Consider the following 21,916-nt stretch of genomic DNA (forward strand, 5'->3'; position numbering starts at 1 on the left):
GGCTGTTGAAAGCTTCGGCGGTGACTTGGGTTGCGGCCGCCGCGGGGGTATGTACTCATAGTCGGCGCCCTGGAATCCCGCCCGTGCAGCAGCAACGCGATCATCGAATTATCCGTAGCCGGCATTTTAGCCGGATGCAGCGCCGGCATTTCATCATCTTCGACGTTTTGCCCTTCCTCGGCACGCTGCTGGCGCTGGCGCTTCTGCTCTACCGCCCGATCGGCGCGATGGAGCTTGGCCTGTTTGTCGGCTTTTGGCTGGTCACCGGCCTCGGCCTCACCGTCGGCTATCACCGGCTCTTCACCCACCGCGCCTTCGCGACCTCCACGGCGATGAGTGCGATCCTGGTCGTGATGGGATCGATGGCCGGCCGCGGTCCCATGCTGTCCTGGGCGGCAATGCACCGCCGGCACCACGAATTGTCCGATCACGACGGCGATCTGCATTCGCCGCGGCTGCACGGCGAGGGCGCGTTCGGCCGCCTGCGCGGCTTCCTGCACGCGCACCTGACCTGGATGATCGCGCACGATTATCCCAACGTCGCGCACTATGTCCCGGATCTGATGGCGGATCGCAGGCTGGTTGCCGTCAACAGCTACTACTACACTTGGGTCGGTCTTGGCCTGGTGCTGCCGGCCGCGATCGGCGGCCTCGCCACGATGAGCCCGTGGGGCGCACTGACCGGCTTGCTCTGGGGCGGCGTGGTGCGCATGTTCGTGGTCGAGCAGACCATGTCGGCCATCAATTCCGTGATGCACAGCTTCGGCGCGCAGCCCTTCGTCACCCGCGACGACAACAGCCGGAATCTCGGCGTGATGGCCTGGCTCGCCTGGGGCGAGGGCTGGCACAACAATCACCACGCCTTTCCCTATTCCGCGGCCTTCGGCCTGCGCTGGTTCGAGTTCGATCCCGGCTTTGTCTTCATCCGCGCCCTGGAAGCGCTCGGATTGGCCTGGGACGTCAAGGTGCCGAGCGAGGAAAAGATTGCGCGACGCATGCTGCGGCAGCCGGGCGACGCTGCGCCCGACCTCGAAACGGGCTGAGCATCATCCGCCGGCTCACGCCGGCGATGGCGCGGCTGTGAACCGATGCTGTTCAACGACTATCCCTTTCTCCTGGTCTTCCTGCCCGCGGCGCTGCTGATCTATCGCCTGGCCGATCCCTATCCGCAGTTGCGCATCGGTGTGCAGGTTGCGCTGTCGCTCACCTTCTATGCCTGGGGCAGCCCGTCCTTCATCCTGCTCCTGATCGGCTCCATCGCGATCAACTGGCTCGCTTCGGTCGCTTATGGGCGCGTGAAATGGCCGGCGGTGCTGACGCTGGTGATCGGGCTTGATCTCGCGCTGCTGGCGCTGTTCAAATACGCCAACTTCCTTCTCGCCAATCTCGGTCTCGTGCTGGGTACGAGGTTGCCGGTGCTCGAGGTCGGGCTGCCGCTCGGTATCTCCTTCTTCACCTTCCACCACATCATGTATCTGGTCGACCTGAAGCGCGGCAGGGCGCCGCTCTATGCGCTCGACCGCTACGCGCTCTACATCGCCTTCTTTCCGCAGGCGATTGCCGGCCCGCTGGCGCGCTGGTCGGAGGTGATGCATCAGTTCGGCAGGCAGGTCTACGTTCCGGGCTGGCAGCGTCAGTTTTGCGTCGCGACCTGTTTCATCGCGATCGGCCTGTTTGAAAAAATCGTGATCGCCGACGGCCTCGCGCATCTGCTCGATCCCATCTACGTGCAGGCAGCGAACGGGCCGCTCGCGAGCGGTGACGCCTGGCTCGCCTTCTGCTTCTCCTTCCAGATCCTGTTCGATTTCTCCGGCTATTCCGACATCGCGATCGGCCTCGGCCTGCTGTTCGGCGTGCAGCTGCCATACAATTTCGATGCGCCGCTGCGCTCGACCAACATCCAGGATTTCTGGCAGCGCTGGCACATCACCCTGATGCTGTTCCTCCGCGATTACGTGTTCTATCCGCTGGTCAATCTGCGCCTGTTGCCGCGGCGCTGGCTGCCCGTGCAGTTCTTCGGCGCGATGATGATCACGATGGCGCTGTGTGGCCTGTGGCACGGCGCGAGCTGGACCTTCGTGCTGTGGGGCCTGCTGCACGGGCTTGCGCTGGTCGCCAGCACGCTGTGGCGTCGCTATGGCCCGGAGTTCCCGTCATGGCTCGGCTGGGCGCTCACCGTGTTGTTCGTACTCGCGACCGGCGTGATCTTTCGTGCGGGATCGGTGGAGGCGGCCTGGCATGTCTTCGCCGGACTGGTTTCACCGCTGCCGCTCGAGCGCGGAAAGCATTTGTGGCCGCTGATTGTAGCGCCGCTGTTCGCCTTCCTGCTGCCGGCGAGCCAGGACATCGTGGCGGTGCTCACGCGCCGTCCCAATCCGTGGCTCGCGGGCCTGCTCGGTCTCGGGCTGTTCGCACTGCTGCTTCACATGGGTGGTCGGGATCTCCATGACTTCGTCTACTTCAAGTTCTGAGACCGACCCCGGCTGGGGCCGGAGCTTGATCGCTTGTCTGGGCACGCTGATCGGGGCTGCGCTGCTGGTGCTCGCACTGATGGTGGCGGTCGATCCCTATGACAGCGGCAAGCTCGGCCTGCTCGGTATCGACGGCGTCGATAATCGCCTCACCCAGATCACGGCTGCGAGCCGCGCGCGGAATCCGGATTTCAATGCTGCGATCCTGGGCAACTCGACGGCGCAGATGATCGAGCCGACGGAATTGTCGCGCGTAACCGGCCTGCGGTTCGTACAGCTCTACATGACCGGTGCGTTTCCCCGCCAGGAGCTCGCGGTGCTGGACTTCTTCCTGCGGAATCACCGGGAGGTCGGCGCACTGGTGATCGTAACCGACCCCGGCTGGTGCGTGCATGCACGGGCCAAGGAGGAGGGCGGCGTCCCGTTTCCCGAGTGGCTCTATGACAGAAGCGTCGTCACCTACGCAGCACGGCTGATCTCCTGGCAGGCGGTCGAGCACGCTTTTCAGCGGATCAGTATCGGGCTTGGCCGGCGACCACGGATGAACCCGGACGGCTTTGTCAGCTATGAGGACATCTGGCCGCCGGGTCAATTCAAGGAAGTCGGCTGGCCCAGGGATCCGGCGCCGTCACTTTCAGCCGAGATGCGGGCGGCATTTCCCGAGATCGCTGCGCTGGCAGCTACCGTCAGGACATTGCCGGCCGATGTGCCCGTCGTCATCATCGTGCCGCCGACCTTCGCAACCACCGTGCCGAAGCCCGCCACGGAACCCGCCCTGGAGCGCAGCGCCTGCGACGCCGCGCTCAAAAAAGTGGTCGCGGGCCGACCGCGCAGCAATTTCATCAGCTATCGCGTTGACAATGATCTCACGCGCGACCGCGCCAATTTTGCCGACTTCATCCACTATCGCCCAATCCTCGCGCGCAAGATCGAGCAGGGGATCGCTGCGAGCCTGCGCGATGGAGAGAGCGCGAAGATCGATTTCTGAATCGTCTCAGCCGAGCTGCTCGAATCCGCCATCGAGCCAGAGCTTGCGTGCGAGCTTGCGCTGGATCTTGCCGCTGGTGGTCTTCGGCAGAGTGCCGGGCCGGATCAGCGCGATGTGACGCGCGGAGAGCTCGTGGTTGTCTGCGACGGCCTCGCGAATCCGGCCCTTGATGGCTTCGGTGTCGATTGAGTGGCGCGCGGTGCGCTCGATTTCCTGGACGATGACGAGTGCCTCCTCACCGCTCTCGTCGGGCACCGAGAACGCCGCGCCGCAGTTTTCGCGCAAAGCTTGGTCGAGGGATTGCACCGTGCGCTCCAAATCCTGCGGATAATGGTTGATGCCACGGATAATGATGAGGTCCTTGATCCGTCCGGTGACGAACAATTCGCCGGTGGCGTCGAGGAAGCCGAGGTCGCCGGTGCGCAGCCACGCCCCGTCTTCGCCGGCAATCTGCGCATTGAGCCCCTCGCGCGTCGCCTCGTCGTTGCGCCAATAGGCGCGTGCGACATTGGGGCCGTTCACCCATATTTCACCGACCCGGTCGGCCGGCAGGCGCGTCTGGTCGTCCGCGTCAACGATGGCGATCCGTTCGGCGGTCAGCGCGCGGCCGCAGCCGACGGCGATCTGGGTATCTTCGGCGCTGGAGGGCGGCTGCGCCGCATGCGCCTGAAGCGCCGTGCGGCTCACGCTGCGTGTGACATGACCGCCGCCTCGGCGTCCGCCGGAAATCAGGAGCGTCGCTTCCGCCATTCCGTAGGCGGGATACATCGCGCGCGGATCGAAGCCGTGCGGCGCAAATGTCTGGACGAACCGTTCGATGGTTTCCGCATGCACCGACTCTGCGCCGTTCAGCGTGATCCTGAGCGAGGACAGGTCGACGCCCTCCATCTGGTCGGCGCGATAGCGGCTGACGCAGAGGTCGAAGCCGAAATTTGGGCTGCAAGCCACTTCCGCGCGAAAATGCGAGATCGCGCGCAGCCAGCCGAGCGGCCGCTGCATGAACGCATTCGGCGCCATCAGCACGCAGGTCGCCCCAACATAGAGCGCCTGCAGTGCGTTCAGGATCAGCCCCATGTCGTGATAGAGCGGCACCCAATTGACGTAAGTCGATTGCCGGGTGTTGCCGAGCGCGAGCCGGATCATCTCGAGATTGGCGAGCAGATTGGCGTGGCTCACCATCACGCCTTTGGGCGCGGACGTCGAGCCGGAGGTGTATTGCAGGAAGGCGATGTCGTCCGGCGCCGGCTCGGGTAGTTCGATCGTCTCACCGTCGGCCGCCGCGAGATCGACCTCGATCCAGCGAATGTTCTCATGCGCGAAGCGTGCCCGCAGATCACCACGGAGCAAGACGGTCGAATTGGTCAGCGCCACCGCCGGCGTGCAATTGGCGAGGATCGCGGCGCTGGCATCTCGGGCGCTGTTTCGCCGCGGCATCATCATCGGCACGGCGATGATGCCGGCCATCAGACAGCCGAAGAACGCCACCATGAATTCGATGCCGGGGGGAAACACCAGGATGGCGCGGTCGCTTGGGCGCGCGGCCACGGTCAGTCGCGACGCGAGCGCGGATGCGGAGTGATGCAGTTGGCGAAAGGTGAGCACAGCTTCCTCCGTCCCGCGATCGGAGACGAAGACATAGGCGCGGTCGTCGGCCTGCTCCGCCGCACGCCGGGCCAGCAGTGCCACGAGCGAGCGGAAGGTTTCCATGGGCTGCGCCGGCTTCAGCCGCCCTCAGGCGGCGGGGCGAATTGCGCGCTTGTCGGCGAGAAATCGCGACAGCGCCTCAACGGTCGGATGGTCGTAGAAGTCGTCCGTCGACAGTTCGAGGTCGAGCTTCTCCTCGAGTTCCATCATCAGGTAGACCAGCATCGCCGAATCGAGCCCGAGGCGGCTGAATTTCGTGCCGATGTCGACGCGGTCGCTCGAAATTCGCAGGATATTTGCCAGGGCGGTAACGCAGAAATCCGAAATCTGCTCGCGTGTCATGTCATGTCCCAGAAACAATGGGAACGACAATACGGGCGACCCCCTGGTTGTCAATTTGGCCGGAACGCCGCGGCGTTGAAGGTTGTGGACTGTTGCTTCCTTGCGTCGGCCGGTGCCCAATCCGTGCACAGGCCGGCGCTATTTCCTGCGGTCGACTGCGGCAAGCGCCCGTCGCGGCAGCGGCTTTCTGATTCGATTGCCCGGCAACGCCGCGTCCAGATAGCGTCAGTTCTGGTAGTAATAGCCACGCGGTTGGTAAACCTGCCGGGGCTGCGGCTGATAATAGGTGCCGTTGCCCTGGTTGTAATATTGCTGCGGCTGCTGCTGATAGACCTGTGCGTCATAGAGCGGGCGGCTGCCGCGCGGCGCGGGGTAGCGCGCGCCGGTGTCGCTGCCGTCGGCCGGATAGATGTAGTTGTCGTCCTGCGGCATGTAGCGGCGGGCAGGTGCGGCCTGAGGCGTCAGATTCACGGGATCGCCCGATGTGGCGTATTGCTCTTCCGCGGGCTGCGGCGCGCGGGCCACTGCCGTGGGGTTGCGGCCACGCGGATTGCGGGCGAGCGCCACCTGCGCCGAACCGGTCAGCGTCACCGTGGTGTTGAGCACGCCCTGCTGCTGCACCAGCGCGTAGAGCGTCGTGGCATTCTGGCGCGACAGCCGCACGCAGCCATGCGAGGCGGGCGTGCCGAGCCGACCGACCGAGTCGGTGCCGTGGATGGCGTGCCCGACCTTGGTGAAGAAGATCGCGTGCGGCATCGGCGCGTCGTCGAATTCCTTGGAATAGTGATCCTCTTCCATGCGGAAGGTGCGGAACGCGCCGTTCGGCGTCTCCCGCGAGGGGATGCCTGTCGACACCGGCCAGTGGTAGCGCGCGACGCCGTCGACGGCGACGGTCATCTGCTGATTGTCCTTGTCGACGGTGATCTCGACCTTGGCCTGCGCGGTGCCCGCGCTCAAAAGCATCAGGGAGGTGAAAGCAATAAAAAACGAACGCATCTGACTTCTGGCCTCCGGCCTGTTCACACTAGGCGCCGCGGCTCTCCGTCCCCCGGCGTGCACTATGCCTGCAATCCGGCTTTCGTTCCAGCGGGCTGCAAAGCTAACCTTATTGCCATCGTTAACGGGACGCCCGGCGTAAGCAAGGCCGCTTAGCGCCGCAAAGCCAGCGGCGGCGCTGACATTTTCGCGAGCGGAGATGCGTTCACAACGCCGACAATTCATCACAATGGTGCAACCATTTGGCTGCATCGGCACTAGAAGTAACCCGCCTCGACCGGCGGCTTCCGCGGCCGGTTTTACCTTTGGGAATGAAGATGAACAAAGTTTGCGTCGCCGCCGCTTCACGGCCGGCTGGTCTGCCTTTCCGTCTGCTCTTCGCCGGCGCCGCCGTTCTGGCCGCGCTGTCCTGCGTCCCCCAGCCTGGCCATGCCCAGGGCATCGTTCGGGGCGCACAGGAAGGTTCTTATGAAGGCAACCGGATCGCCGGCCCCGTCGGCGGCGTGGTGGGTGGCGCGGTCGGCGCGGGTGTCGGCGGTGCCGTGGGCGCGGTCGAGGGGGTGTTCGGCATTCCCCATCGCGGCCACCGTCGCTGCCGCGGCTATTACGACGGATACAACCGCTTCCACTGCTATCGGTAACCCCTGGCGATTCCGGGGCGCGCGCGTGCCCCCGGAATGACGGCCAGGATCAGTTCTTCAACCGATACCCCGTGCGGAAAATCCACCAGATCACGACCAGACAGATCACCAGGAATGCCGTCGTCATGCCGATGCTGACGGCCACGCTGACGTCCGCGATCTCGTAGAAGCTCCAGCGGAAGCCGGAGATCAGATAGACGACCGGATTGAGCAGCGCCACCGTGCGCCAGGCGGGCGGCAGCATGTCGATGGAATAGAAGCTGCCGCCGAGGAAGGTCAGCGGCGTCACCACCAGCATCGGGATCATCTGCAGCTTTTCGAACCCGTCGGCCCAGATGCCGATGATGAAGCCGAACAGGCTGAACGTTACCGCCGTCAGCACCAGGAAGGCCAGCATCCAGACCGGATGATGGATGTGCAGCGGCACGAACAGTCCGGCGGTGGCGAGGATGATCAGGCCGAGGATGATCGATTTGGTCGCGGCCGCGCCGACATAGCCGAGCACGATCTCGAAATAGGAGATCGGCGCCGACAGGATCTCGTAGATCGTGCCGGTGAATTTCGGGAAGTAGATGCCGAACGAGGCGTTGGCGATGCTCTGCGTCAGTACCGAGAGCATGATCAGGCCCGGCACGATGAAGGTGCCGTAGCTGACGCCCTCGACCTGGCTGATGCGCGAGCCGATCGCGGCGCCGAACACCACGAAATACAGCGAGGTCGAGACCACCGGCGAGACGATGCTTTGCAGCAGCGTGCGCCAGGTGCGCGCCATTTCGAACAGATAGATGGCGCGGACAGCCCGGTAGTTCATGACGCCCTCACGAGATCGACGAAGATGTCCTCGAGCGACGATTGCGTCGTGTCGAGATCGTTGAAGCGGATGCCGGCGGTGCGGAGGTCGCCGAGCAGACTGGTGATGCCGGTGCGCTCGCCCTTGGTGTCGTAGTCGTAGACCAGGGTCGCGCCGCCGTCGCAGAGGTCGAGCTCGTAATGCCTGAGGCTCTCCGGCAGCGCATCGAGCTTGGCCTGCAGATGCAGCGTCAGCCGCTTCTTGCCGAGCTTCTGCATCAAAGTGGCCTTGTCCTCCACCAGCACGATCTCGCCCTTGTTGATGACGCCGATGCGGTCGGCCATCTCCTCGGCTTCCTCGATGTAATGCGTGGTCAGGATGATGGTGACGCCGGATTGCTGGAGCGTGCGCACCACCTCCCACATGCCCTTGCGCAGCTCGACGTCGACGCCGGCGGTCGGCTCGTCCAGGAACAGGATCTGCGGCTCGTGCGACAGCGCTTTGGCGATCATCACGCGGCGCTTCATGCCGCCGGAGAGCGTGATGATCTTACTGTCCTTCTTGTCCCACAGCGAGAGGTCCTTCAGCACCTTCTCGATATGATCGGGGTTCTTCGGCTTGCCGAACAGCCCGCGGGAGAAGCTCACCGTCGCCCACACGCTCTCGAAAGCGTCCGTGTGCAATTCCTGCGGCACCAGCCCGATCAGCGAGCGCGCCTTGCGATAGGAGGTCTGGATGTTCTCGCCGCCGACGAGGACCTTGCCTTCGCTCGGATTGGCGATGCCGCAGATGATCGAGATCAGCGTGGTCTTGCCGGCCCCGTTGGGGCCGAGCAACGCGAAGATTTCGCCGCGCTTGATGTCGAGATTGACGTTCTTGAGCGCCTTGAAGCCGGACCCATAGGTCTTCGACAAACTGGCGACGGAAATGATGGAGGACATGATGGCCGCAAGTCTGAGGGGATAAGGCTGGGAGGGGGGCTGGAACCAGCCGTGAGGGGCGGGTCAGCGGAGCCCTGAGATAGGAAGGGCCTCGCGCGGCTGCAATTAGCTGGAGAAGAATGGCCTCAAAACAGGCCCTTCCGTGGCAGGTTTCGGGCAAGTGTTGCGCGATGGTCACGGCTTGCTGCTAAGATCGTCGTTCACGCGGCTCTTTGTTGCGTCTGCGAGCAGGCCATGGCTACGATTCCGGCCGAAGCATATTCCCAGGGAAAAGATCGATGACACCGAACGGCCGTCACACCGCTGGCGCCAGCCAGTTGTCCGCCCTCCGTGCGTGGGCGATGGGCCTGCTCCTGCTGTCAGCTGTTGCCATCAGCCCGACCACCGCCAAGGCGGCGCCGAGCCAGGCTGCGGTCGCGACCACGCATGTCTATCTGCTCCGCGGCGTGCTCAACATCTTCTCGCTCGGGCTCGACACGATCGGCGCCCGGCTCCAGGCGCAGGGCATCCCGGTGACCGTCGCGAATTTCGTGTCCTGGTCCTCGCTCGCCGATGAGGCCGCAACCGCCTACAAGGCCGGCCGGCTCAAGACCATCGTGCTGGTCGGGCACTCCTCCGGCGCGACCGCGCTGCCGGACATGATCGCCAAGCTCAACCGTCTCGGCGTGCCCGTGAAACTCGCGATCGGGCTCGACTCCGTGTTCAAGACCAAGCTGTCGACCGGCGCGGAGCGCTACATCAACATCTATATCGGCGACGGCCCCGGCGAGCCGGTGAAGCGCGCGGACGGTTTTCGCGGCAAGCTCGACAATGTCGACGTCCGCGGCTCCGGCGTCGGCCACATCTCGATCGACAAGAACGAGGCGATCCAGCGCCGCGTGATTGCCGAGATCGACGCCGCAATCATGCGCTCGCGCGCACCTGCTCCCGTTGCCGAACCCGGCGCGCCCAGGTCCGCCCGCTCGGCGGCGGCAACGGCTCCCCGGAATTAACCCCTTCGCCGCAAGCCGCTGAATTGACAATGCCGCCGTCATGCCGACGGCGGCATTGTCGTATCTGCAGAGCCAAACTCGATCACCTGCCGGTCGAAGGAAGGGAACTCGGCACACGATCTGGTGTTGTCACACCATGACAAGGAAACGAAACGTCGGCCCCATGGCGGTTCAGCCCGAGCGAGCGTGGGCCGGTCGACCTGTTTCCGAAAATGTCCTTGAGAAAAAGCCGCAGCCTCAATCGAGCCAATTGAGCGCGAAGCGAGCCGGCCTGTTGAGGCAGCACGCGCTCCGAACGCAGCGTGCGCTGCTCGCCGGCAACAGCGACGGTCGCAAGCGATAAGAGTTCCTCTAATTGACAGGCCGGTTTTCCGGCGTGCCGTCTGTCTGGGGCTAGTCCACGTGAAGTTTTTTCAGTGCCCGTCATGCCGCCATCCTGTCTCGTTCGAGCACGTCGCGTGCACGAATTGCAGCACCGAGCTGGCGTTCGATTCCTCGCGCATCGAGATGACGAAACTTGCATCCCATCAAGCTTGCCGCAATCGCGAGATCATCGGCTGCAATTGGTCTGTCGAGGGCGCGGACTGGTATTGCGGCTCGTGCCGCCTCACGCGTACGATTCCAGACCTCGGCAGCACCAGAAACGTCATGCTCTGGCGCCGCATGGAGGTAGCCAAGCGCCGTCTCCTCTATGATCTCGGCCGCCTCAGGCTTCCGCTCGCATCGCGCACCGGCGAAGCATTGGCTTTCGACATTCTCTCGGACGAGGTCAGTCCGATCCTGACGGGGCATCTCTCGGGCCTCATCACGCTCAACCTTGCCGAGGCCGACGATGTCGAGCGAGAATCTCGCCGCGTTGCATTCCGGGAGCCGTACCGCACGCTGCTCGGGCATTTCCGGCACGAGATCGGTCACTTCTATTGGGACCTGCTCGTCGACGGCACGACATTCCAGGCCCCGTTCAAGCTGATCTTCGGTGACCAGGCGCAGGACTATCAGGCCGCGATCAACTCCTATTACAGCCGCGCCGATCGTTCATACGACCGAAGCGGCTTCATCAGCGAGTACGCCACGTCCCACCCCTGGGAGGACTGGGCGGAAACGTTCGCGCATTTCCTGCATATCGTGTCGACGCTCGACTCGCTGGCAGGTTTGCCGTTGGCGCTGGACGAGCGCGCCCGCCAGACCCTGACGGATCCCTATCTCGAGAGCGACTTCGAGGCACTCCTGGCACTGTGGATGCCGCTTGCCCGCAGCATCAACGAACTCAACCGCTCGCTCGGGATGAGCGACGCATATCCCTTCGACATATCGCCGGCGGTCAAAGGCAAGCTGCATCTCGTCCACATGGCGATCAGCGCATTCCGCGATCAGCAGAGCTTGGCGGCGTAAACGTCGCGGCGGACAGCCCCCGTTACGTCAGGAAGATACGAATGCTGTCCGCGATCTCCTTCGCGTGCGTCTCCAGCGCGAAATGACCGGTGTCAAAGAACTGCACCACGGCGTTCGGATTGTCGCGCTTGAACGCTTCGGCGCCGGGCGGAATGAAGAACGGATCGTTCTTGCCCCAGACCGCGAGGATCGGCGGCTTGTGCTTGCGGAAATAGTCCTGGAAGGCGGGGTAGAGCGCGACGTTGCTCTTGTAGTAGCCGAACAGGTCGAGCTGCACGTCGTCTGACCCCGGGCGCGCAAGGTAGAAATTGTCGAGGTTCTGGCCGTCCGGTGACACGGTCGTCGGATCGGGAACGCCATGCGTGTACTGCCAGCGCGTCGCTTCCGGCGTGAGGAGCGCGCGGAGCGCGTCGCGATTGGCCGGCGAGGGATCCTGCCAATAGGTCTTGAGCGGAGTCCAGTTGTCGCTGAGGCCATCCTCATAGGCGTTGCCGTTCTGCGATATGATCGCCGTGATCCGCTCGGGGTGACTGAGCGCAAGCCGGAAACCAGTCGGCGCGCCGTAATCGAAAACGTAGACCGCGAACCGGTCGAAGCCGATCAGTTCGGTGAAGCGTTCGATCACGCGCGCGATGCTATCGAACGTGAAACGGAAGCTTTCGCGCGAAGGCATGTCGGATTGGCCGAAACCGGGAAGGTCCGGCGCCACGATATGAAACCTGCCCGCCAGCAATGGGATGAGGTCACGAAACATGTGGCCTGCGCTCGGGAAGCCGTGCAGCAGCAAGAGTTTTGGCCCGCCGACAGTGCCGGCCTCGCGATAGGCCACCTTGAATCCGTCGACATCCGCGCTGCGGTACGTAATTGCGGCCATGGCATTCTCCCTTGGATATAACCGTACAAAAGCTATTTGAGAGGTTACTTCGCGCTTACGTAACTTGTCAATGACGCTTTAACTGGTTATCTTCGTCCATGTTCTCCCGACCGGCCAAGGACCGCTCATGGACCGCCCGCCCGCCATGTTCATCGCCGACTCGCTCGGCCTCGACTTTCTCAACTCGGTGGCGACACCGGTCGATACGCCGGTGGACTGGATCAACGATGGTCATGGCCTGATCGACTGGCTGGCGCAGGCGAAGCTGGTGCCGCCGGATGATCTGCACGCGCTGACGGCCCGCGCCACGCCGGACGAGCTGGACAAGGTCGCGGATCAGGCGCGCGCCTTGCGCGAATGGTTCAGGGGATTCGTGCGCAAGCATGCAGGCCGGCCGCTCACGCCAGATGCCTTGCGCGAGCTCGGTCCGTTGAACAGCCTGCTGGAGCGCGACGAATCCTTCAGGCGGATCGAGCCCGGGCATGACGATGGCGGCGCTCTCGCATTGCGAATGAGGCGGCGCTGGCGATCGCCGGAAGCGCTATTGCTGCCGGTTGGCGAAGCCATGGCGAAGTTCGTCTGCGACGAGGATTTTTCGAACGTCAAGGCGTGCGAGGGCCACAACTGCACCATGCTGTTCGCCGACCACACGCGCAGGCGCGCGCGGCGATGGTGCATCATGGCGGTCTGCGGCAACCGCGCGAAACAGGCCGCCCACCGCAGCAGGCTCAAAAGCATGCAGTGATTGGGCGCCGAGATGCTCAAATCAGCGGCGATCGAGCCCTGGTTCCGTGCCCCAAATTCCACCCAATCGGCCGTCACTAAGCGCCTTTGGGGGAGGCTGCAGCCTCCCGGAGTGGGACTGCTGGACTGATGATCGATTTGAGGCGACTTCTCGCGCTGGCAGCCGTTGCGCTGCTTGCTTTCAGCACCGGGACGGCCGTTGCCTCACCTGCCAAGACGAAGCCCGCCGCGGCCGCACCCGCCGCGCCGCCGCCCCCACCGTTCGAGCCATTGCCGCCGCCGAAGATTTACTTGTTCCGTGGCGCCATGGGGCCGTTCTTCTCCACCGGCATGGACCGGCTCGAAGAGAAGCTGACGCAGGCCGGCTTTTCGGCCAACGTCTATGAATTCACCATCTGCCGATGGATCGGCGATCGTGCCATCTCCAGCTACAAGGAAACGCCGGCGCCGATCGTGCTGATCGGGCATTCGATGGGCGGGCTTTGCTCGATCGTCATCTCCGAGATGGCGGCCAAGGAGAACATCCCGATCAGCCTCGTCATCACCATCGATCCCGCGCATGCGACCGGCGACGTGCCGCTCAATGTCGAGCGCTTCATCAACATCTACCTCTCCGACAGCGTGCTTGGCGGCGGCAACGTGGTCGCTGTGCCGGGTTATCGCGGTCACTATGCGAGCTATGATTTGAAGGAGAACGCGCGGGTCAGCCACATCAACATCGAGAAGTCCGACGACATCCACCGTCAGATCGTCGACATGGTCGCGCAGTTGCCGCGCATCCCGCCCCAGACGCAGGTCGATGCCGTGCCCCTGCGTTATCTCGTGCCGGCGAATACGCTCGTCGAATTGTGGGACAGTGGCGTGCGGCTACCGGTGCGCCGCGGCGACACCATGGAGAGCATCGCGGCAGCCAATCGCGTGCCGCTGTGGTCGCTCGCCCAGAGCAACTCGCTGCCGGAGAACGCGACGCTTACCCCCGGCCAGTCCATCATCGTCCCGCGCCACCTGACGCCGCCCGACCCGACAGCCGCCATGGCGACCCCACCGCCCGGACGGCGGTAAGCGTCAGCAACGGAGATGGCCGGGATGGGCTTGGCTGATGCCAGGCACCATCCCACGCGGCCCCTGTCATTCACGCATCTTGTGTCGCGGCAGCCATCTTGATGCTGATGTCGCCAGGGAGGAGCGCGCCGTGGCGGAAGCCCGGCCCGCCGGGCGATAGGGCGCGGCGAGAAGCATCAGAAACAATGCCCTTTCAGCCGCATATTTTGCGGCGGGTCGGCCATTTTCGAAGCCGTGCATGACCAGGCGTCCTTCCGTCGTGCAGACACGCCACCGCCATGTCCTTCGACCGCATTTCTTCAGGAACACTTCGAAGGTCGGGAGGTGTTCGGGCATGTCGATCACCCGTGGCTGCTTGCCGTCAGGCGCGTGGTTGCGTTCCCCATCGCGCCGTTCGGAGCCTGAAGGGTGAGCGGAAAGGCAGACACAGCGAGCTTCTCGATCGCCGAGCGCTCCTCGGACACACGTCTCTCGATGAACCGCCGTTCGAACTCGGTCAGCTCGGTCTTGAGCAACCGCTGATAGCGGCTGATGTTGCTGCGGTGGCCGCGCAACAAGGCCAGCTCTTCATCAACCATCATCGTAATCCCCGTCGAGCTGTCGTTGCCTACGCTGCGAGGCCGGTTCGCTCGACCGATCGTGTGCGGACCGGCTTGCCGCCCGGAGGTCCCTTCGGATGGTGGTCGAGGCTCGCGAGCGCTTCCAGAATTTCGTCGATGGTGACGGTTTTGCCCGAGCCGGGCATCTCCCGCAGTGCCGGACTCGAGGCGACACTGGCTGCGTCCGAAGCCCAGGACGCGAGGATCGCGCGCTTCTCGCGGATCGACAGAGTTGGATCGGCTATGACGTCGCGGGGATGATCATAGACAGAGCCAGGGTGCAGTATCGCGTTCAGATCGATGATGTTGTCGACATGATCGAGCATGAGAGGTCCTCCTCCTTTCTCTAAACCTCTGACTTGCATTCGGGTACGCAGTCGAAGGCCATGGTCGATCCCGCCCGGCGATCGGGCGGGATCACCAGGTCTCCGACAGACCGAATTCAGGCGGCTTTGCCCTCGAGTTGATGCACGTTGCCGGACGGCGCGGCATTGATGGCAATTCGCCGCGGCTTCATGGCTTCAGGGATTTCCCGAACCAGTTCGATCTTGAGCAGGCCGTTCTCGAACGAGGCGCTGTGCACCTGAACATAATCGGCCAGGTTAAACTGCCGCTTGAACGGCCGTGCGGAAATGCCCCGGTAGAGATATTCGCGTTCGGTTCTGTCCGGCTTGTTTCCCTCGACGGTCACCGCGTTCTGCTCGGCCGTCACCGCGACCTCGTTGGGCGAGAAGCCCGCAATCGCAAGCGAAATCTGGTAGCGATCCTCGCCGAGACGTTCGATGTTGTAGGGGGGATAGTTGTCCTCGCCGGCACGCTGTGCCGTTTCAACGAGGTCGAAAAGGCGGTCGAAGCCAACGGTCGAACGCCACAAGGGAGAGAAGTCGTAAGTGCGCATAGCCAGATCCTCCAAGGAGCAAAATGGATACGAACGACACCGGACACGACCGGTGCCCGTCTCAGCTTCCCGACCCACCAGGCGTCGGGAACACCACCTCTCGGCGGCAGCGGAAAAATAAAAAAAGCCCGTTCTGGTTTCAAGAGGGGCTCCAAAATTTTTTGGAATCCCTGGCGCCTCCGGCTCCAACCCTCTCCCCGCAAGAATGGGGGAGGGAGGAGACGCAGCTCGGACTAGACGTTCGATCCGTGGATTGCCTCGATCACGGCATCCGTCACGTCCTTCGTCGTCGCCGTGCCGCCGACGTCGGGTGTCAGCACGCCGGCTGCACATACTTTCTCCACCGCCGCCATCAACCGCACCGCGGCATCCTTCTCGCCCAGATGCTCGAGCATCTGCGCGCCGGTCCAGAACGTCGCGACCGGGTTGGCAATGCCCTTGCCGGTGATGTCGAAGGCCGACCCGTGGATCGGCTCGAACATCGAGGGGAAGCGGCGCTGCGGATCGATATTGCCGGTCGGCGCCACGCCGAGGCTTCCCGCCAACGCGCCGGCGAGGTCGGAGAGGATGTCGGCGTGCAAATTGGTCGCGACGATGGTGTCGAGGCTCTTCGGATGCAGCGTCATGCGCACCGTCATGGCGTCGACCAGCATCTTGTCCCAGGTCACATCAGGGAATTCGACCGCGACCTCGGCGGCAATCTCGTCCCACATCACCATGCCATGGCGCTGCGCGTTCGACTTGGTCACCACGGTCAGGAACTTGCGCGGACGCGACCGCGCGAGCTCGAACGCATAGCGCATGATCCGCGTCACGCCGACGCGGGTGAACACCGCGACCTCTGTGCCGACCTCTTCCGGGAGACCCCTGTGGGCGCGGCCGCCCATGCCGGCATATTCGCCCTCCGAATTCTCGCGCACGATCACCCAGTCGAGGTCGCCGACGCCGACATTGCGCAGCGGCGAGGCGACGCCCGGCAAGATCTTGGTCGGCCGCACATTGGCATATTGGTCAAAGCCCTGGCAGATCGGCAGGCGCAGGCCCCACAGCGTGATGTGGTCGGGCACGTCGGGCGCACCGACCGCGCCGAAATAGATCGCGTCGAACTTCTTGAGCTCCGCGAGGCCGTGGGCCGGCATCATGACGCCGTGCTTCTTGTAATAGTCCGAACCCCAGTCGAAGGTCTTGATGTTGAAGGCGAGGTCGCCGCTGCGTTTGGCCAGCGCCTCCAGCACGCGAACGCCCGCGGAGATGACCTCGGGGCCGATGCCGTCGGCGGGGATCGCTGCAATCGAATGGGTACGCATGGGAGTGCTCCGTTTCAGATATCAATGGGATTGTGTGACGGGTTCGACGGGCGCGGTCTTCACGCGTGACAATAGCAGGGTCAGGGCCGCGGAGAGAACCAGCAGGCCGGCAACGAAGTAGAGCCCGCCGACGAAACTGCCGGTCTGGTCCTTGATCCAGCCGATCATGGCGGGACCGACGAAGCCGCCGAGATTGCCGATCGAGTTGATCGTGGCGATTCCCGCCGCCGCAGCAGGGCCGGAGAGGAATAACGTCGGCATGCTCCACAGCGGTGGCTTCGCCGAGGAGATGCCGATGTTGACGAGCGCCAGCGCGATCAGCACGGTCACGACGCCGGTCGCAAGTCCGGCAAAGGCGAGCCCCGTCGCCGCGAGCAGGCAGGCCAGAACGACGTGCCAGGTGCGCTCGTCGGTGCGATCCGAATGGCGCGCCCACAGCACCATGGCGACCACGGCGGCGCTCGCCGGCAGCGCGTTGAGGAATCCAACCTGGAGCGAGGACAAGCCGAACTGCTTGATGATCTGCGGCGCCCAGACGCCGAGCGTGTAGAGGCCGGCCGAGGTGCCGAAATAGATCAGCGCCAGCGCCAGCACCCGCGGATCGGCGAGCCCGCGCCAGATGCTGTGCTTCGAGGTCGCAGCCTTGCTGGTGGTCTCCACGTTCATGGTCTCGACCAGCCAGCGCCGCTCGTCATCCGCGAGCCATTTTGCTTTCTCCGGCCGGTCCGTGAGGAATGCCAGCACCACGAATCCCAGCAGCACCGCCGGCAGCGCCTCCAGCACGAACAGCCATTGCCAGCCCTTGAAGCCGAGCATTCCGTCCATCTCCAAAAGCGCGCCCGAGACTGGCGATCCCAGCACGGTCGAGAGCGGCGCCGCCGCCATGAACAGCGCAGTCACCGCGGCACGCTGGCGTGCCGGGAACCAATAGGAGAGATAGAGGATAATGCCGGGAAAGAACCCGGCCTCGGCGACGCCGAGCAGGAAGCGCAGCACGTAGAAGCTGTTCGGGCCCTGCACGAAGGCCATCGCGGCCGACACGATGCCCCAGGTGATCATCACCCGCGCAATCCAGATCCGCGCGCCGACCTTGTGCAGAATGATGTTGGAGGGCACCTCAAACAGGAAGTAGCCCCAGAAGAAGATGCCGGCGCCAAAGCCGTAGACGGTCGGCGACAGGCCGATGTCCTTGTTCATCGTCAGCGAGGCGAAGCCGATATTGACGCGGTCGATGAAGGCCACGAAGTAGAGCAGCATGATGAAGGGAACGATGCGCCATGAGATCTTGCGCAGCACGCGCGTCTGAATCTCGCTCGCCATCCCAGCCTCCCTAATTCCCGGTATTCGTTGTGACGGCGGACCCTGAAGGTCCACTTCGAAGGCCAAGCTAGGCGGGAGCGGCTGGGGGACTCAATCGGCACTGGTTTATACAAAAAAATGATATAATCCCGTCACAGGATCAGAGGACAGCGAATGGAATTGCATCAGTTGCGATGCTTCGTGGCGGCGGCCGAGCAGTTGCATTTCGGCCGCGCGGCGCAGCATCTCCAGATGATGCCCTCCGCGCTCGGCCGCCAGATCAAGCTGCTGGAGCAAGATCTGGACACGCGGCTGTTCGCGCGGACGACGCGGGCGGTGTCGCTGACGGAAGATGGCGCGACGCTGCTGCGCGATGCCCGTGCCATTCTCGCCCGCGTCGGGGCGATCGAGACCAATCTGCGCAATCGCTCGCGTGCAGGGGCTGCTCGAAAACTCCGGGTCGGCGCCATCGACAGTGCCGCGGCGGGGCTGTTACCGGCATTGCTCCGCGACTTCCGCGCAAAGCACCCTGATATCGCGGTGCAGCTTCTGGAGGAGAAGACCGTCCGGCTGCTGCCGAAGATCCTGACCGGCGCGCTCGATCTCGCCTTCGTGCGTCCGCCGGCTCAGCGGGACAAGCGGCTCGAATTCCGCGATCTGCTGCAGGAGACAGCCATCGTGGCCTTCCCGCAGCGCCACGCGCTGGCCAAACGCAAGTCGATCACGCTGGCGGAGATCGCCGGCGAAGCGATGCTGGTGCCGGACCGCCGCTCGCGGCCGCACAGCCACGACCTCACGATAAGACTGTTCGAGCAGGCAGGCCTCACGCCACGCATCGTGCAGGTCGCCGACGAGAAGCAGACCATCATCAATCTCGTCGCAACCAGGCTCGGGGTCGCGATCGTGCCGCGCTGGTCCACGCGAATGGCGGTATCAGGCGTGTGCTTCGTGCCGCTGCGGCCAAAGCAGATCGGACCCGTCGGCCGGCTGCCGCTCGCTGCCGCATGGCTGCGCGGCTCGCGTGATCCGGCCCGTGACGCGATGCTGTCCGTGCTCGAGACGCGCTTGCGCAGCTATGCGCGCGGCGCCTGAGGCGCTATGACATCGGCTGGGCGAGAGGGGTAATGCGATGACTGAACGGCAAGCTTCGAACGAACTGCGGGTCGCCATCGCGGGGCTCGGCTCGATCGGTACCAAGATAGCGACCGCGCTCGATGAGGGCATCGAGGGATTGACGCTCTCGGCCGTGGCGGTGCGCGACCCCGCAAAGCATCAGAAATTGCTCGGCAGCCTGCGTCGTCCGCCATCCGTACTGCCGCTCGACCAGCTCGGCGACCTCGCCGACATCGTCGTCGAATGCGCGCCGAGCAGCCAACTGCGTGCGATCGTCGAGCCCGCAGTGAAACGCGGCAAGGCCGCGGTCGTTGTCAGCGTCGGCGGGCTGCTCGACAATTTCGATCTTGTCGATCTCGCCCGCGCCAATGGCGGCCGTATCCTCGTGCCGACCGGCGCGCTGATTGGGCTCGACGCCGTCAACGCGGCTGCGATCGGCACCATTCATTCGGTGAAGATGGTCACGCGCAAGCCGATTGACGGATTGAAGGGCGCGCCGTTCATCGTCCAGAACAACATCGATATCGACAATCTGCGCGAGCCGCTCAAGCTGTTCGAGGGCACCGCGCGGGAGGCTGCGAAAGGCTTTCCGGCCAATCTCAACGTCGCGGTGGCGCTGTCGCTCGCGGGCGTCGGGCCGGATCGCACCCAGGTGCAGATCTGGGCCGACCCGACCGTGACGCGCAATGTTCATCGCATCGAAGTCGAGGCGGATTCCGCACGCTTCTCGATGTCTATCGAGAACATCCCGTCCGAAAATCCCAAGACCGGATTGATCACGGCCCTGTCGGTGATCGCGCTGCTCCGCAAGCAGCGCGCCACGCTCAGTGTTGGGACGTGAGTTTCAAAGCGTGACGAGTTGAGGTCGAGTCAAGTTCGACCAACAGCATCGCTCTCTCCGTTCCCTCCCCCTTGTGGGGGAGGGGCAGGGAGGGGGGTGCCGCGCGGGGATTCTCCATCGCGCACCGACCCTCGGTGCATCGTCAACAATCGGCACCTCTTGCTGGGCTACCCCTCTCCCTAGCCCCCCCACAAGGGGGGAGGGAACGCACCTTCGTCAGGGTTACGCCCCCGTCACACGCCAGATCACGTTGCCGACGTCGTCGGCCATCAGCAGCGACTTCTTGTCGGGACCGATCACGACGCCGACCGGGCGGCCGTAGGATTCTTTCTCGTCGGGCGCGAGGAAGCCGGACAGGATGTCGCGTGCGGGACCCGAAGGCTTTCCGTTCTCGAACGGGATGAACACCAGCTTGTAGCCGGACAGCGTACTGCGATTCCACGAGCCGTGCTGGCCAATCGCCATGCCGTCCGGGAAGCCCGGCAGCGTGCCCGCGGGCATCCAGCACAGGCCGAGCGAGGCGGTATGGCCGCCGAGCGCGTAGTCCGGCGTGAGCGCCTTGGCGACCATCGCCGGATCCTGCGGCACGCGATCGTCCACCGTCTTGCCCCAGTAGCAATAAGGCCAGCCGTAGAAGCCGCCGTCGCGCACCGAGGTCAGATAGTCCGGCGGCGTTTCGTCGCCGAGGCCGTCGCGCTCGTTGACGACGGTCCAGAGCACACCGGTCGTCGGCTCCCAGGCGAGACCAACCGGGTTGCGCAGGCCGGCGCCGAAGATGCGGTGCGTGCCGGCGACGAGATCGAGCTCGTAGACCGCGGCGCGGCCTTCCTCGACCTCCATACCCATCTCGGCGATGTTGCTGAGCGAGCCGACGCCGGCATAGAGCTTCTTGCCGTCCGGGCTTGCGAGCAGGCTGCGGGTCCAGTGGCCGCTCGGCTTGAAAGTGGTGAGGCGCTTGCCAGGCACGGTGATGCGATCGGCATTCGCCACGTACGGGAAGGCCATTACGCCGTCGGTGTTGCCGACATAGAAGGTGTCGCCGACCAGCGCCATGCCGAACGGCTGGCTGAGATTTTCCATGAACGCGCCGCGATACTCCGCGACGCCGTCGCCGTCCTTGTCGCGCAGCAGCGTGATGCGGTTGGCGCTGACGCCGAGCGCGGCGGCGCGCCGCATCGTTGCCTGCATCGCGTAGTGAAACACGGACCGCGGCGCCCCCGCGATCTGCGTCGCCTCCGCGATCAGCACGTCGCCATTGGGCAGCACCTCGATCCAGCGCGGATGGTCGAGGCCGGTCGCGAAGGCGTTGACCTTGAGCCCGGGTGCGACCGTCGGCTTCTGTCCTTCGCTCCAGCCCCGCGCCGTCGGCATCTTCAGTGTCGGGATGGCGCCTTGCGGCTTGGCTTTGGGAATGGCGGGCGACTGACCCCAGGCCGGCGCAGGCACGGTGCCCGACAGCTTTCGCCATTGCAGCGCGATGCCACCGAGAAGCGCAACGAACTGCGCAAAGATGCTGGAAAAAGTCATGAGAGGCCCCTGTTTGCGCGCGCATCCAACGGGCTGGCGGGGCAGACGTCAACCTGTGCGACGGGCCGCGGGGCTCTATTCCCGTGGAATGGCTGCCGTTCGATTTTGCATGGGACGAATGCCGACGGGGTGTGCCGGAGATCAGCGGCCGATCTGCCGCTCCGCCCGGCGCGCCGCGCGAAAATCATCGAGGTGATGGATGTTCGGCGCAAGCGCCGCCTCCCGGGACAGCAGATGATAGACTCGCGCCACCGTGCGCTGCTTCTGCTTCGGCCGCCCGGGCGGCAGCGCCCGCGCCTTGCGGACGGCGGCGATCGCGTGCTCGCGAAAATAATCGTAGGCGTCGGACATGGCTCGATGCTCTGCGGTGTGTGGCAGGTATCGAGGCTAACGGGCGCAGGCAGCAGGGGTTCCTGGAAGCAGGTGTGTTGCGCACACAGCTTCCTCAACGTCGT

The 21,916-nt window shown here is 64.4% G+C and carries 24 protein-coding genes; 10 read left to right on the plus strand and 14 right to left on the minus strand.

The genetic code is table 11. From position 1 onward, the window contains the following. The first annotated feature begins 83 nt into the window (after positions 1-83). Genes AC0L3C_RS13550 through AC0L3C_RS13560 form a run of 3 tightly spaced genes read left to right on the plus strand, consistent with a single transcriptional unit; the run spans position 84 to position 3,459 of the window. Entirely contained in the window at positions 84-1,043 is a 960-nt protein-coding gene (locus tag AC0L3C_RS13550; RefSeq protein WP_473408210.1) for an acyl-CoA desaturase, read from the plus strand. Positions 1,044-1,088: 45 nt separating this feature from the next. Next, positions 1,089-2,471, plus strand: a complete 1,383-nt coding sequence (locus AC0L3C_RS13555) for an MBOAT family O-acyltransferase (RefSeq protein WP_473408211.1) — start codon at positions 1,089-1,091, stop codon at positions 2,469-2,471. Between the two features lie 25 nt (positions 2,472-2,496). Next, positions 2,497-3,459, plus strand: coding sequence for a hypothetical protein (locus AC0L3C_RS13560; RefSeq protein WP_473408212.1), 963 nt, complete (start codon positions 2,497-2,499; stop codon positions 3,457-3,459). 6 nt (positions 3,460-3,465) lie between these two features. Here the strand turns inward: AC0L3C_RS13560 and AC0L3C_RS13565 are convergent, their stop codons facing one another. The 3 genes from AC0L3C_RS13565 to AC0L3C_RS13575 all read right to left on the minus strand — a co-directional run bounded on the left by AC0L3C_RS13565 (position 3,466) and on the right by AC0L3C_RS13575 (position 6,441). Then, on the minus strand, positions 3,466-5,166 hold the full coding sequence (locus AC0L3C_RS13565) for a fatty acyl-AMP ligase (protein WP_473408213.1): 1,701 nt from the start codon (positions 5,164-5,166) through the stop codon (positions 3,466-3,468). Positions 5,167-5,190: 24 nt separating this feature from the next. Then, positions 5,191-5,445: an acyl carrier protein gene (locus AC0L3C_RS13570; protein ID WP_018454262.1), complete on the minus strand. Its 255-nt coding sequence runs from the start codon at positions 5,443-5,445 to the stop codon at positions 5,191-5,193. 225 nt (positions 5,446-5,670) lie between these two features. Continuing rightward, the gene (locus AC0L3C_RS13575; protein WP_473347895.1) at positions 5,671-6,441 is read right to left on the minus strand and encodes a L,D-transpeptidase; all 771 of its coding nucleotides are present in this window, start codon (positions 6,439-6,441) and stop codon (positions 5,671-5,673) included. Between the two features lie 317 nt (positions 6,442-6,758). Between AC0L3C_RS13575 and AC0L3C_RS13580 the strand changes: the two genes are divergently transcribed. Next, positions 6,759-7,082 (plus strand): hypothetical protein, encoded by a 324-nt coding sequence (locus AC0L3C_RS13580; protein ID WP_473263058.1) that lies wholly within the window; start codon positions 6,759-6,761, stop codon positions 7,080-7,082. 49 nt (positions 7,083-7,131) lie between these two features. Here the strand turns inward: AC0L3C_RS13580 and AC0L3C_RS13585 are convergent, their stop codons facing one another. Continuing rightward, positions 7,132-7,893 (minus strand): ABC transporter permease, encoded by a 762-nt coding sequence (locus AC0L3C_RS13585; protein ID WP_473262903.1) that lies wholly within the window; start codon positions 7,891-7,893, stop codon positions 7,132-7,134. After that, positions 7,890-8,813 (minus strand): ABC transporter ATP-binding protein, encoded by a 924-nt coding sequence (locus AC0L3C_RS13590; protein WP_473262902.1) that lies wholly within the window; start codon positions 8,811-8,813, stop codon positions 7,890-7,892. The genes AC0L3C_RS13585 and AC0L3C_RS13590 overlap by 4 nt, the downstream gene beginning before the upstream one ends. 278 nt (positions 8,814-9,091) lie before the next feature. Here AC0L3C_RS13590 and AC0L3C_RS13595 point away from each other — a divergent pair, with 278 nt between their 5' ends. Together AC0L3C_RS13595 and AC0L3C_RS13600 are read left to right on the plus strand one after the other, a co-directional pair. Further along, positions 9,092-9,805 carry a hypothetical protein gene (locus AC0L3C_RS13595; RefSeq protein WP_473262901.1) on the plus strand — a complete coding sequence of 238 codons (714 nt, stop codon included), beginning with the start codon at positions 9,092-9,094 and terminating at the stop codon, positions 9,803-9,805. A gap of 402 nt (positions 9,806-10,207) precedes the next feature. Then, positions 10,208-11,197 carry a zinc-binding metallopeptidase family protein gene (locus AC0L3C_RS13600; RefSeq protein WP_473408214.1) on the plus strand — a complete coding sequence of 330 codons (990 nt, stop codon included), beginning with the start codon at positions 10,208-10,210 and terminating at the stop codon, positions 11,195-11,197. A gap of 22 nt (positions 11,198-11,219) precedes the next feature. On the opposite strand, the gene AC0L3C_RS13605 is transcribed toward AC0L3C_RS13600, so the two are convergent. Further along, positions 11,220-12,071 carry an alpha/beta fold hydrolase gene (locus tag AC0L3C_RS13605; protein WP_473408215.1) on the minus strand — a complete coding sequence of 284 codons (852 nt, stop codon included), beginning with the start codon at positions 12,069-12,071 and terminating at the stop codon, positions 11,220-11,222. A 127-nt stretch (positions 12,072-12,198) separates the two neighbouring features. On the opposite strand from AC0L3C_RS13605, the gene AC0L3C_RS13610 reads away from it, so the two are divergent. Both AC0L3C_RS13610 and AC0L3C_RS13615 read left to right on the plus strand, forming a co-directional pair. Beyond that, positions 12,199-12,816, plus strand: coding sequence for a CGNR zinc finger domain-containing protein (locus AC0L3C_RS13610; protein ID WP_473408216.1), 618 nt, complete (start codon positions 12,199-12,201; stop codon positions 12,814-12,816). 128 nt (positions 12,817-12,944) lie between these two features. Then, positions 12,945-13,877 carry a LysM peptidoglycan-binding domain-containing protein gene (locus AC0L3C_RS13615; RefSeq protein WP_473262896.1) on the plus strand — a complete coding sequence of 311 codons (933 nt, stop codon included), beginning with the start codon at positions 12,945-12,947 and terminating at the stop codon, positions 13,875-13,877. 66 nt (positions 13,878-13,943) lie between these two features. Here the strand turns inward: AC0L3C_RS13615 and AC0L3C_RS13620 are convergent, their stop codons facing one another. The 6 genes from AC0L3C_RS13620 to AC0L3C_RS13645 all read right to left on the minus strand — a co-directional run bounded on the left by AC0L3C_RS13620 (position 13,944) and on the right by AC0L3C_RS13645 (position 18,001). After that, complete coding sequence (locus AC0L3C_RS13620) at positions 13,944-14,222, minus strand: hypothetical protein (protein ID WP_473262895.1); 279 nt, start codon at positions 14,220-14,222, stop codon at positions 13,944-13,946. Then, a complete protein-coding gene (locus tag AC0L3C_RS13625) occupies positions 14,219-14,458 on the minus strand; it encodes a hypothetical protein (RefSeq protein ID WP_473262894.1) in 240 nt (79 codons plus the stop codon). Before AC0L3C_RS13625 ends, AC0L3C_RS13620 begins: the two co-directional genes overlap by 4 nt. A 26-nt stretch (positions 14,459-14,484) precedes the next feature. Next, positions 14,485-14,802: a hypothetical protein gene (locus AC0L3C_RS13630; RefSeq protein WP_473262893.1), complete on the minus strand. Its 318-nt coding sequence runs from the start codon at positions 14,800-14,802 to the stop codon at positions 14,485-14,487. 116 nt (positions 14,803-14,918) lie between these two features. Next, positions 14,919-15,374 (minus strand): small heat shock protein HspD, encoded by a 456-nt coding sequence (gene hspD, locus AC0L3C_RS13635; RefSeq protein WP_473408217.1) that lies wholly within the window; start codon positions 15,372-15,374, stop codon positions 14,919-14,921. A gap of 233 nt (positions 15,375-15,607) precedes the next feature. Beyond that, the gene (locus AC0L3C_RS13640) at positions 15,608-16,681 is read right to left on the minus strand and encodes a tartrate dehydrogenase (RefSeq protein ID WP_473262891.1); all 1,074 of its coding nucleotides are present in this window, start codon (positions 16,679-16,681) and stop codon (positions 15,608-15,610) included. A 21-nt stretch (positions 16,682-16,702) separates the two neighbouring features. Next, positions 16,703-18,001, minus strand: a complete 1,299-nt coding sequence (locus AC0L3C_RS13645; protein WP_473408218.1) for an MFS transporter — start codon at positions 17,999-18,001, stop codon at positions 16,703-16,705. Between the two features lie 153 nt (positions 18,002-18,154). Here AC0L3C_RS13645 and AC0L3C_RS13650 point away from each other — a divergent pair, with 153 nt between their 5' ends. Further along, a complete protein-coding gene (locus AC0L3C_RS13650; protein ID WP_473408219.1) occupies positions 18,155-19,072 on the plus strand; it encodes a LysR substrate-binding domain-containing protein in 918 nt (305 codons plus the stop codon). Positions 19,073-19,109: 37 nt separating this feature from the next. Further along, a complete protein-coding gene (locus AC0L3C_RS13655) occupies positions 19,110-19,934 on the plus strand; it encodes an aspartate dehydrogenase (RefSeq protein ID WP_473408220.1) in 825 nt (274 codons plus the stop codon). A gap of 222 nt (positions 19,935-20,156) precedes the next feature. On the opposite strand, the gene AC0L3C_RS13660 is transcribed toward AC0L3C_RS13655, so the two are convergent. Further along, complete coding sequence (locus AC0L3C_RS13660) at positions 20,157-21,461, minus strand: PQQ-dependent sugar dehydrogenase (protein WP_473408221.1); 1,305 nt, start codon at positions 21,459-21,461, stop codon at positions 20,157-20,159. 141 nt (positions 21,462-21,602) lie between these two features. Next, a complete protein-coding gene (locus tag AC0L3C_RS13665; RefSeq protein ID WP_007613466.1) occupies positions 21,603-21,812 on the minus strand; it encodes a hypothetical protein in 210 nt (69 codons plus the stop codon). Positions 21,813-21,916 lie beyond the last annotated feature (104 nt).

It is taken from the genome of Bradyrhizobium sp. WSM4872, assembly GCF_055811715.1.